General features: G+C 38.8%; 13 protein-coding genes. 4 read left to right on the top strand and 9 right to left on the bottom strand.

Features of this window, described 5'->3' with window-relative positions; all coding sequences use genetic code 11:
• The first annotated feature begins 291 nt into the window (after positions 1 to 291).
• Together B5D46_RS11200 and B5D46_RS11195 are read left to right on the top strand one after the other, a co-directional pair.
• A complete protein-coding gene (locus B5D46_RS11200; protein WP_078929527.1) occupies positions 292 to 984 on the top strand; it encodes an aspartate/glutamate racemase family protein in 693 nt (230 codons plus the stop codon).
• Between the two features lie 108 nt (positions 985 to 1,092).
• Positions 1,093 to 1,632: a glutathione peroxidase gene (locus B5D46_RS11195; RefSeq protein WP_031492028.1), complete on the top strand. Its 540-nt coding sequence runs from the start codon at positions 1,093 to 1,095 to the stop codon at positions 1,630 to 1,632.
• A 79-nt stretch (positions 1,633 to 1,711) separates the two neighbouring features.
• Here the strand turns inward: B5D46_RS11195 and B5D46_RS11190 are convergent, their stop codons facing one another.
• Genes B5D46_RS11190 through tsaD form a run of 4 tightly spaced genes read right to left on the bottom strand, consistent with a single transcriptional unit; the run spans position 1,712 to position 4,477 of the window.
• Positions 1,712 to 2,551 carry an undecaprenyl-diphosphate phosphatase gene (locus B5D46_RS11190; protein ID WP_078929526.1) on the bottom strand — a complete coding sequence of 280 codons (840 nt, stop codon included), beginning with the start codon at positions 2,549 to 2,551 and terminating at the stop codon, positions 1,712 to 1,714.
• Between the two features lie 2 nt (positions 2,552 to 2,553).
• Positions 2,554 to 3,102 (bottom strand): 2-amino-4-hydroxy-6-hydroxymethyldihydropteridine diphosphokinase, encoded by a 549-nt coding sequence (gene folK / locus B5D46_RS11185; protein WP_078929525.1) that lies wholly within the window; start codon positions 3,100 to 3,102, stop codon positions 2,554 to 2,556.
• A 2-nt stretch (positions 3,103 to 3,104) separates the two neighbouring features.
• Positions 3,105 to 3,458 (bottom strand): dihydroneopterin aldolase, encoded by a 354-nt coding sequence (gene folB, locus B5D46_RS11180; RefSeq protein WP_078929524.1) that lies wholly within the window; start codon positions 3,456 to 3,458, stop codon positions 3,105 to 3,107.
• 2 nt (positions 3,459 to 3,460) lie between these two features.
• The gene (gene tsaD / locus B5D46_RS11175; RefSeq protein WP_078929523.1) at positions 3,461 to 4,477 is read right to left on the bottom strand and encodes a tRNA (adenosine(37)-N6)-threonylcarbamoyltransferase complex transferase subunit TsaD; all 1,017 of its coding nucleotides are present in this window, start codon (positions 4,475 to 4,477) and stop codon (positions 3,461 to 3,463) included.
• A 493-nt stretch (positions 4,478 to 4,970) separates the two neighbouring features.
• Between tsaD and B5D46_RS11170 the strand changes: the two genes are divergently transcribed.
• Positions 4,971 to 5,486: a hypothetical protein gene (locus B5D46_RS11170; protein WP_078929522.1), complete on the top strand. Its 516-nt coding sequence runs from the start codon at positions 4,971 to 4,973 to the stop codon at positions 5,484 to 5,486.
• Positions 5,487 to 5,759: 273 nt separating this feature from the next.
• Here the strand turns inward: B5D46_RS11170 and dtd are convergent, their stop codons facing one another.
• On the bottom strand, positions 5,760 to 6,197 hold the full coding sequence (dtd, locus tag B5D46_RS11165; protein WP_078929521.1) for a D-aminoacyl-tRNA deacylase: 438 nt from the start codon (positions 6,195 to 6,197) through the stop codon (positions 5,760 to 5,762).
• A 225-nt stretch (positions 6,198 to 6,422) separates the two neighbouring features.
• Between dtd and rpsU the strand changes: the two genes are divergently transcribed.
• Positions 6,423 to 6,638: a 30S ribosomal protein S21 gene (gene rpsU / locus B5D46_RS11160; protein ID WP_021888892.1), complete on the top strand. Its 216-nt coding sequence runs from the start codon at positions 6,423 to 6,425 to the stop codon at positions 6,636 to 6,638.
• Positions 6,639 to 6,768: 130 nt separating this feature from the next.
• Here rpsU and B5D46_RS11155 read toward each other — a convergent pair whose 3' ends face one another.
• The 4 genes from B5D46_RS11155 to B5D46_RS11140 form a co-directional block, all read right to left on the bottom strand.
• Positions 6,769 to 7,908: an alpha/beta hydrolase gene (locus tag B5D46_RS11155; protein ID WP_143675674.1), complete on the bottom strand. Its 1,140-nt coding sequence runs from the start codon at positions 7,906 to 7,908 to the stop codon at positions 6,769 to 6,771.
• 237 nt (positions 7,909 to 8,145) lie between these two features.
• Complete coding sequence (locus B5D46_RS11150; RefSeq protein ID WP_078929519.1) at positions 8,146 to 9,078, bottom strand: aldo/keto reductase; 933 nt, start codon at positions 9,076 to 9,078, stop codon at positions 8,146 to 8,148.
• A gap of 14 nt (positions 9,079 to 9,092) precedes the next feature.
• Entirely contained in the window at positions 9,093 to 10,025 is a 933-nt protein-coding gene (locus B5D46_RS11145; RefSeq protein WP_078929518.1) for a D-2-hydroxyacid dehydrogenase, read from the bottom strand.
• A 23-nt stretch (positions 10,026 to 10,048) separates the two neighbouring features.
• Complete coding sequence (locus tag B5D46_RS11140) at positions 10,049 to 11,035, bottom strand: Gfo/Idh/MocA family protein (protein ID WP_078929517.1); 987 nt, start codon at positions 11,033 to 11,035, stop codon at positions 10,049 to 10,051.
• Positions 11,036 to 11,398 lie beyond the last annotated feature (363 nt).

Genomic DNA, 11,398 nt, shown 5'->3' with positions numbered 1-11,398 from the left:
AAGTGAACTCCAAAAGGAGTCAGCACTGTGAACCCTCTGAAGCTGAACAGTAATGTCAGCAGTAGGAATCCTCTTGCTTTAGCAAGAGGAGGATGTCAAAAGAAGATTTTGCAAGCACTTAGCAATTAGATTGATCTGTTTCAAAGACCTGGTTTTTCATAGGAACTTCTTAAAAATCTGATAATTATCTCTAGTTATCTCTTAACGCTTCCATGCTACTATTTTATTTGCACAATCAGAAAAATGACATATCCTCATAATTGAGACTGCAGCGTTTGGAGATTATCAAAAATGAAAACCATTGGTCTTATCGGTGGCATGAGCTGGGAAGGAACAGCAACCTATTACAGAATAATTAACGAGACAGTTCAGAAAGAATTAGGCGGTTACAATTCTGCAAAGATTATTTTAAACAGCGTCAATTTTGCTGAAATCGAAACCTGTAGATCTCAGGGAGATTGGGACAAGGCAGGACAGATTATTTCTGAGGCTGCTGTTTCTTTAGAAAAAGCAGGTGCAGATTTTATCCTGATTGCAAGCAATACTATGCACAAGGTTGTACCAATGATTCAGCCTCATATTTCACTGCCAATTCTTCATATTGCCAAGGCAACCTTAATGACTCTAAAAGAAAAAAACATCAAAAAGGTTGGTCTGATGGCGACAAAATACACCCTCACCCATGACTTCTATAAAAACATACTGACTGATGGTGGTATTGAAGTTCTGATCCCTAGAGAAGAGGAAATAGAACTTGCAAATAACATCATCTACAAAGAGCTGTGTCTTGGAAAAATCAAGGATGCATCCCGTGGTATTTATCAACGCATTATAGATGGTCTTGATATGGGAGGCGCTCAGGGAATTATCTTTGGCTGTGCTGAAATTGGACTTTTAATCAGTCAGAAATACGTAAGACTTCCCGTATTCGACAGCACTGTAATTCACGCTACCATTGCAGCAAAGGAAGCAATGAAAGACTGATTCACTTTTCAATAAGAAAATACTAGATTTCAAAAGGAGCGTATTATCAGCTCCTTTTAAGGCTTTTCATTTTGGAGTTATCCATTTTCCAAAACATAGGAGTTTTATATGATATACGATTATGAGCTTACAAGCGGTAAAGGTGAGAAGGTATCTCTTGCTGATTTCAAGGGAAAGGTTATGCTCATTGTTAATACTGCTACTGGCTGCGGTTTTACTCCTCAGTACGCTCCAATTGAGCAGCTATACAAGGATTATCATGACAAAGGACTTGAGATTATTGATATTCCATGCAATCAGTTCGGAGCACAGGCTCCAGGTACAGATGATGAGATTAAGGAATTCTGCACTCTTCATTACAACACCACCTATCCACTGATGAAAAAATCAGATGTTAATGGAGCAAATGAACTTCCTTTATACACCTATCTAAAGTCACAGAAGGGATTTGCTGGCTTTGATGATCATAAGCTCACTCCAATTTTAGAGGATCTTCTGACCAAAGCCGATCCTGATTGGAGATCCAAGCCAGATATCAAATGGAACTTTACTAAATTTGTAGTAGATAGAAAGGGAGATGTGGTTGCTCGCTTTGAGCCAACAGCAGACATGAAGAAAGTTGAAGAATGCATTAAGTCACTGCTTTAGTCAGCATCCGAACTAATACAATCTGAAGTACATACGGAATACCAGCTCAAAAGCTGGTATTTCTGCATCTGATACGAGCTTAGAAAAGCCAAAGAAGAAGAGCACCTAGCAGTATTCTGTAAATCACGAATATTGCCATGCCTGATTTTGCAATGTATTTTAAGAATAGATGAATAACAATAATTGCAACCAGGAAGGAAAGGAATGCGCCAATAATTAAATTAACCCACTGCAGTTCCAGAGTTCCCATGGTATGAATTTTATAAATCTCAAATGCCCCTGACGCAATAATTACAGGTATAGCAAGAAGGAAACTGAATCTTGCAGCAGCCTCAGACTTCATTCCAATGAAAAGACCTGCTGTAAGTGTAATACCTGAACGAGATACACCTGGAAATACGGCTAAAGCCTGAAACAGACCAATAACAAGCGCCTGAGTATAATTCAGACCTCTTAATGAATCTGAACGAGCCCCCTGAATATTATCAATATTACGCCATACCATCTTCTTGTTCACATAGGATGCTAGTCCCAATAGAATACCAAAGCCAATGGTACAGTATGCGATAACATCAATATTGTCACGAAGCTGTGAAGAAATATAATTCTCAAACAGAGTTCCCACCACACAGACAGGCAGAGTCGCAATAATCAGACAGAAACCTATTCTGGCCAGAGGAGAAATCTTCATCTTGATGCATGCTTCTATGGTATAGGAAGAAATCTTAACCAGATCAGCAAGATAATATAGAACTACCGCCATCAGAGTTCCCAGATGAACGGCTACATCAAAGGCCAGGCCCTGATCAGGCCAGCCTAGAAGCTTTGCAGGGAAGATAAGATGAGCACTGGATGATACAGGTAAAAACTCAGTTAAGCCCTGAACAATTGAAAGGACCAGAACATGTAAAAAAGTCATCTCTAATCCTTAGGAGCGTTATTCCAGGAAGGAGCGTCGACATTCCAGTCAATTGATGTCTTAACAACCTTCCTTTCCTCTGATAGTGTTGGCTCAAGCTTAGCCCACAGCTCACTGACCTTCTGATGAAGTACAGGATGAACAAAATCAGGATCAAGTTCATTCAGAGGACAGGTTACAAAAGGATAATCCTGAATATCATGACGGGGAATAATGCATGGAGAAGTGGTTTCAAGCTCACCAAATGCAAGGATATCTATATCAAGGCGACGCTTCATGCCGAAATTGGTACCATTGTTGATCATTACTTCCTTGCCTGCCATTTCCTCGATCTTCATAAGACAGGCATGAAACTCTTCAAGATTAGACTCAGTATCACCGCAGATTACCATGTTAAAGTAGTCAGGCTCACCGTTTCTTACAGGTTTACTTATCCAGATAGATGATTTTTTGCAGTTTTTTAATAATGGGGAAATTTTTGCGAATGCAAATCTTAGTGAATTTTCTCTGTTTAGATTGGATCCAACACCTAAATAAACCTTTGTGGACATCTTTACTCCAAAGTCTTTGTTATCTGTATGCCAACCTCTCTTACATCTGCGACTGCCTTGGGCTTGTTTAGTCTTACAGTCACACTATAAGGAGCATATTCTTTTAATATTATGTCACAAAGCTCCACTCCTAACTCCTCTAGAAGTTTGGCTTTTCGATTTATGATATATTTTTTTACACGAGTAGACAAATCTGCATAGTCAATAGTTTTAGCTAAGTCACCTGTTTGACCTGCACTTTTCAGATCTTTTTCAATTTCTATAGAAACATAAAGGGGCTGAGGAGTAACTCTTTCAAAGTCTAAAATACCGATAATGCATTCAACCTTAAGATCTGAAATAAAAATCTTGTCCATGTTTAAAGTGCCTTAAGAACAGATAAAGGCCATCTTGGATAAACCTTAATCTTACCGTCACCTAGCTGTCCTGCCTTGAATCTTAACATTCCGACCTGAGCTATCATAGCTCCATTATCAGTACAGAACTCTCTGCGGGCAAAGAATGCCTTGCCATGCATTGAATCCATAAGATGCTGAAGTCTGTTTCTTATATCTTTGTTTGCGCTTACACCACCGGCCACAACAAGAGTTTTTAGGTGACACTGTTTCAAGGCGCGTTTACACTTGATTTCAAGAGTTTCGGCCATTGCTTCGGTAAAGCCTTTTGCGATATCGGCCTTAACAGACTCGAGATCATCCTTGTGTTCTAATGTAGCATTTAAAACAGCAGTTTTGAGTCCTGCAAAACTGAAATCACAGTTAGGATTCTTAATCATTGGTCTTGGGAAATTGAATACACCGACCTTTCCGTTTTCTGCTAGTTTCTCAAGTCCAGGACCACCAGGATAAGGTATTCCAAGAAGTTTTGCGGTCTTATCAAAAGCCTCACCGGCAGCATCATCAACAGACTGACCGATAAGCTCGTACTTACCTGGCTTTTCAACTTTTATAAGCAGAGTATGTCCACCTGAGATCAGAAGAGCTACAAATGGGTACTGAGGTTTCTCATCCTCAAGCATAGGAGCCAGAAGATGTCCTTCCATATGATGTACAGGAACACAAGGAATACCTAAGCCATAGGCAAGAGCACCGGCTTCCATGGCGCCAGCTAAAAGAGCACCAATAAGACCTGGGCCTGCAGTATAGGCAATTGCATCGATATCCTTAAGGGTAAGATTAACCTTATCAAGAGCTGCTCTTACAAGAGGAACAACTCTTTTAATATGGTCTCTGGATGCAAGCTCTGGAACCACACCGCCATATTCAGCGTGCATGGCAATCTGAGTATGCAGTACGTGAGAGATCAATCCCTTTTCATCATCATATATAGCAACACCTGTTTCATCACAGGAGCTTTCTATTCCTAGTACACGCATAACAATTCTCTACTATTTCCGAAGATGGCCTATTTTAGCAGATTATATGAACTATGTCGCATTTTTGATCATTTAGGAAGAAAGCATAAATGCCTTATTCCACTGTTAGAAGAGATATATCTTGCAGTTGATTTCAGGATTACAAGGTTATTTCATTTAAGCTCGATTAAAGCATTGACTGTTCTTACTGAATATTTGTTCTGATTATAGACTACTTATTTGTCATTTCAGCTTATTCCAGGTTCTTACGGAATGACCAGCTGTACTGTAATATAAATAGATTCTTTTGCACCACATTCATGATAATGTAGTTACAAAATCAATAGAAAAAATGTGATAGTTATTCCAAATTTCAACAAAACCATCTTATTTGTAGAAGTAGATGCATTTTTTAAGAATTTTTGTATTATACTTAAGTCAAAGGTTAGAGATTGGAATCTGAATTTGATTTAAATCAGCTTCCGTTAAAGAATTTCTTCGAGAGGATACGATTATGACTATTGCTGTAGGTTCAACTTCAAATGTTAATGCAATCAAGGGCACTGAGTTCGAAGGCATGTCAATCCAGATGATGGCTGCTATGGTTATGCTTGAGGTTGGCGCAACCAAGAAGAAGGAAGCTGAAAACAAGATTGCTGAGATGAAGGGCCAGAACGACAGAGCAAAGGCTCTGAATAATCTTCTGGACAGAATGAATGGTGAGCTTGGTGGTATTACCAAGGATGAGGATTCAGATAAGGCATCAAGAGCTGTAATTTTAACTAAGTACATGAATGAAGCAAAGGGCTTAGGTATTGATGTATCTGGCTGGAACTCTCCTAAATCAGCAGAGCAGATTCGTGCAATTTCTTCAACAATTCAGCACATGGCTGAGAACTGCAACTCTGACAACCAGACTCAGATGGTTAAGCTGCAGGACTTCATGGGACAGTACAACAGCTTTGTAAGCGGTGCAAGTGATCAGATTAAGAATGCAAATCAGATCCTGCAGGGACTTGCAAAGAACTAAGTAGGAGGCGACTGCATGTTGTAGAGCCTGAAAACACACTTTCAGTAATAGACTGTATTGCTGAGTGGTTCCATCAGAATACAACATGCAGTGGGTTAAAAGATTTTAAATACAGTAAAAGAAAATCCTCCAACATAAGACATATGATCTTAATGTTTGTCACAGGAATTCTTTTCTGAACAGTTTACTCCTTATGTTTGTTTGATAAGCCTGTAAGTTCTTTTACAGGCTTTTTTTTGATCTGAAAACAAACAGATGTTCAGGAGAAAATAATCAGAGCTTGAGAATAAAGGTTACAGGACCATCGTTTTCAAGAGAAACTTTCATATCAGCAGCAAACTCTCCGTGCTGAACGGATGGAAGCTTGTCTTTGGCATACTTCATAAACTTATCATAAAGAGCTTTGGCATCAGCTGGAGGCATAGCAGGATCAAAGCTAGGACGATTACCTGAAGCAGTATTGGCAGCAAGAGTAAACTGAGAGACAACCAGAACATTACCTTCAACCTGAGAAACATTCAGGTTCATCTTCTCATTCTCGTCATAAAACATTCTGTACTTTAAAATCCTGTCAAACATCTTATGGCAAAGCTGCTCGTTATCCTCTCTTTCAAGCCCCAGAAAAACCAGAATACCTTTATCAATCTCCCCTACTGTTTTTCCTTCAACTACAACCTTGGCATAATTCACTCTCTGTAGCAGTGCAATCATTTATCTTATCCTAAAAAAATATCGACAATTTTCAGAGGAATAAGCTATCACAAATCGCTTCCGTATGCATCCTTAGATTAACAGTATTTTGTGACAGAGATTCCCGAAAAAATCGCAATTTTTATTTACTTTCTTTTCGTTCTAATATATAATTCGCATGTTTTTTATCGTCATGAGACCTAATGTCTCAGACATTGGAATTTTATAAGTGAGGTGGTTTTCCACATGCCAGTCATTAAAGTACGTGAGAACGAGCCATTTGACGTTGCCTTAAGACGTTTCAAGCGCTCTTGCGAAAAAGCCGGTATTTTAGCCGATGTAAGAGCTCGTGAATTCTATGAGAAGCCAACAACTGTACGTAAGCGTGCAAAGGCTTCTGCTATTAAGCGTCACGCCAAAAAGTTGGCCCGCGAAAATGCGCGCCATACTAGACTTTACTAATCACGCATCTTTGTCGTAAGACATGGCTGAATTAGTCTAGTTGCTTGGTGCACTAGCTAAAATCTATCACTAGATTTAAATATAAAAAAGGGGAAAGATAATTCTTTCCCCTTTTGTTATTTATGAATCTTTACATTATCAGACCATCATCCTCGCCTTCTTTACCTTCTTCATTAGAGTCAGACGATTCTTCTGACAATCCGGCAACATCTTCCCAGAAGGAAGTAGCACGTCCAATCCAGTTAATACTTACAGAAGAATTAGGATCAAAGCCTACACCAAATCCATGCTGTAATCTTGGTATAAGAATAAACTTAGACTCTATTCCCATCTTGTTCAGATTATTGATTGATGACTTTAAAATTGTCTTATTAACAATTCGGTCCTGATCACCTACAACAATAACTGTAGGTACATCGTTCTCAGATGGATAATAGCTCAATGGATAACTGAAGATATTAGCCACAGGCTTCTCCTCAAGAAGTCCCTTCAGTTCGCCTTTTTCTGAATTCTGGGTTACGTTAATAATCAGCTGAGCTCCAACAGCTGCTCCCCATAAGGAATACTTATCCTTACGTACCTTCAGCTTATCAGCATTATTTATAACAAAATTAATAGCGGTAATTAAATCTTTTGAGCCTTTAATCAGATTTCCTGATCTGTATGAGAGGACAAATGCATTGAAGCCTGCGTTTGAGACGCGCAACGCAATTGGTAAGCCTTCATGAATTGTACTGCGGTAGCTGTAACCACCAGGAAGAATAATAGCGAATGGAGCATTTTCATCACCTCTAAAGAAATACAATCCAGTATCTTCCAAAGTAGGATCCGCTTTGATATCCTCTTTAGAATAAATTGGATAAAAGACTCTCTCTTTATTTTCTATTCTTGAAGCCAGGTAATCCAGACTTTCGAGAGTATTGTCAGTAGTAATATTATGGTGAATTGACATGATATTCTGCAATTCATCCAAATGAACTGCCAAATCAGACTGTTTGGTATTTGGCATCAAAATCTTTGCGAATGGCTTAAATCCAGGATAGTTCAGAACATCTTCAATGGTATTCTTTGCATTGAAATGTAACTCAGTGCTTTTTTTCTCAACTGATGCGGACTTGCTTCTTCTGAAACGAACAGCAGATTCATCATCTAAAAGCACATTATAATAATTATCACTATCGCCAATATCTGCAGATACAGGGATCACTGATTGGGATGCAATTAGCACCGAACCAAATAGTATTGCCAGATAATGTAATTTAAATTTCATACAATCTTACTCAAGCCACAACTGTTCAAAAGAAAACAGTTCTCTTCGTTATCATTCGTTAAAAAATAACACTTTCACATACTACATATGTTAGAAGAGAAATGCTCATTTTAAAAATAACAAAACATAAGAATTTGAGCTTGGTATAATTTATTTATACTGTATTTGCTCATTAAGACAGATATAAGTCACAATCGTCTTTTATTATGCAAATTCTTTAACCAAGCTCAACAAAATTTAAGGAAGGAAGTTGCCTGCAGCAAGGTAAAGTTCATACCACTCGTATTTCGAGAGTTTCACCTCGCATGCTTTTGCACTTTCCTCAACTCTATGCTGTTTAGTAGTACCAATAACAGCCTGCATCAGTGCAGGATATCTCAACACCCAGGCAATAGCAACCGCAGTTGGAGTTGAATTCTGCTCCTTTGCTATACGGTTTAATACTTCATTAAGCTTAGGATAATTAGGAGAACCTACAAAGACCCCCTTAAAGAAGCCATACTGCATTACAGACCAGGCCTGAACAACAATCTTGTGAAGTCTGCAGTATTCAAGCACACCACCATCTCTCATAACTGCAGAATCACAGTCCATATTGACAGTATAGCTGGCATTAAGCATAGGAGTATGACAAATACTCAGCTGAACCTGATTGGCAGCTATAGGAAAATCCAGTCCGGTTTTAAGTAGTTTCATCTGCATAGGATTCATATTACTTACACCAAAAGACAGAACCTTTCCCTCAGCATGAAGCTGATTGAAAGCCTCACCAATCTCATCAGGCTCCATAAGAGCATCAGGTCTGTGAAGCAGCAGACTGTCCATATGATCAATATTCATTCTCTTTAGAGAACCATTAACAGCCTCAATGATATGCTCTTTAGAGAAATCAAAGATTGTAAGTTTGCCTGGCTCCTTTTTGATACCACACTTACTCTGCACAATAAAAGAGTCTCTCAGTGAAGGATTTTTCTTGAAAACTTCACCTAATAACGACTCAGCCTTGCCTGCTGAATAACAGTCTGCAATATCCAGAAAATTGATGCCGTTATCCCTGGCTGTATTGAGTAGTGCATCAATACCCTGAATATCAAGCTCAGGGATACGCATCAGACCTAAAACAACCTGTGATGCCTTAACCCGGTTGCAGCCAAATTCTATATACTTCATAGTCCACGCCTTATCTAATGAGCGACTTCATTAACAAGTTTCTCTCCATGAATGAATGCCTTAACATTCGAAGATGAGATTCTGACAATACGTTCTTTGGTTTCATTCAAGAAGAACCAGCCTGCAACATGTGGGGTTAACAGGAATTTAGGCTCTGACCATAAAGGATGATCTTTTGGCAGAGGTTCTGGAGAGAACACATCAGAAGCTGCCCCCCCAAGCTGACCAGAGCGTAGAGCTTCAACAAGATCATCCTGGTTCATGGCATCACCACGTCCTACATTGATAAAGTAAGCGCCTTTCTTCATCTTTGAGAACAGCTTCTTATCAAACAGATTGGTGGTCTCTTTTGCAGATGGCAGTACATTAACCACAATATCAGCCTCTGCTACAGCCTTTTCTGCATCTGATAAAGCATACATCTCATCAATATAATCAGGTTTATCTTTAACATTACGTCTAATACCGATAACCTTTTTAGCGCCGAGGGCCTTCACCTTTCTAGCATAGCTTCTACCGATATCGCCTAATCCGAAGACAGCAATAGTTGAGCCTTCGACAGAAATAATCTTTCCGCAGTCTGACCAATCCTTATTAGCCTGCTTGTCTCTGTATAGATGGAAGTGACGAATCAGAGAGAAGGTCATTGCCAGAATGTGTTCACCTACTGCAGGGCTGAAGGCACCTACACAGTTACACAGCTTGGTGTTAGGAGAAACAAATCCAAGATAATTGTCAAAACCAGCTGAATTTAACTGCAGTAAATCCAGATGAGGAGCTTCTTTAACCACTGCAGGAGGAATATTGCCGACAACAATATTTACATCCTTAAGATCAGCAGGAGTTACTTCTGCAGGCTTTTTAAATGTAAGCTCAAGCTCAGGATCCTTGTACATATCGATCTGACGCTGCTCTAGATCTAAAACAATCAGTACTTTCTTTTTCATTTGCTGTTCCTTATGTTTGAAATTTATTCAAATGGATATTTAATTCCCATCTGTGCTCTGATGGAATCCATTAGATTCATCATATACAGAATTTTTTCATGTGGCATTGACGAACATTGGATTTCTCCAATTTTTATCGCCTTAGCAGATTCCTCAACCTCATACTCAAAACCAGTAAGCTGTTCTGGAGCCTTAATTTCCTTTATAAGATTGTATGCTTTATCGAAAACCTTTAATGACTGAGGATTATTAATGTTTTCAACCATAATAAATCCCTCAGAGCCATGAATCATGCCGAACCTGTCTGATACACATAATGCAGATGAACATAAGACAGCCATCTTAGCGGTATCCTTGTAAGTGAATGTCACAGAGTTAGACATATCCACTCCTGACGCATTCTTGATGCAGGAAGAATCAACTTCATCTGGATCGCCTAAAATCATATTTGCAAAATTTAAAGCATAGATACCGACATCTAAAAGAGCTCCACCAGCAAGTTCAGGTTTTAAAAGTCTTTCCTTTCTGGTCATGTTATAACCAAGATTTGCAGTAACCATCATAGGATGACCAATGATTCCGGACTTAATCTCATCATCAATGATTCTGCGCATAGGCTGATAACGAGTCCATATACCTTCGGTTATGAAAAGCTTCTTTTCTGCGGCCATATCAAGAAGCTCTTTTGCCTGTTTTACATTAACAGTAAATGGCTTTTCACACAGAACATTCTTTTTATGCTGAAGACAGCTTTTACACTGCTCGTAATGAAAATTATGGGGAGTTGCTATATAAACAAGATCAATGGAAGGATCGTTGTAAAGCTCATCGTAGGAACCGTAAGCTTTTTCAATATTGAATTCAGAGGCGAACAGCTTTGATTTGTCTAATGATCTGGAAGCGACAGCTGCAAGTTTAACTATATTGTTTCCAGATGAATTCATTTTATTGATGGTTGTTGCCATGACTCTGGCAATGCTACCTGCACCCAGAATTGCAAAGTTAAGCATTAATTTCTCCTCAATATCTCACTTTTGTCTTAATAAAATTATTATCATATATATTCATACCTAGGTCCTTAAGAGATTTTTCTTTTAAAGCCTGGTTGGTTCACGATCTGCCACAAAAGTAATGGCAGATCTTTAATTAACAATCGATCTCGCTGAGATGGCTTTGAGCGTTTACAGCACAGAGCTATCTCACCGAGAAGTTCTTTAAAAACTTGATATATAGTTGATCTGTTTCTATATGCAAAGGCAAATAAAAGCTTTTCGTATAGGACATTGTATGTATGGACCTTAAGTAAGGATAAGTCATCAATCTTATGCTTTATCATTGTCTTCGCTGCGCAATAAGTCTTTATAAGCGAAACC

It is taken from the genome of Succinivibrio dextrinosolvens DSM 3072 (assembly GCF_900167015.1).
In the GTDB taxonomy this organism is placed as follows: Bacteria; Pseudomonadota; Gammaproteobacteria; order Enterobacterales; family Succinivibrionaceae; genus Succinivibrio; species Succinivibrio dextrinosolvens.
The sequence above is the reverse complement of the archived record's forward strand: the minus strand, read 5'-3'. Positions and strand labels throughout refer to the sequence as shown.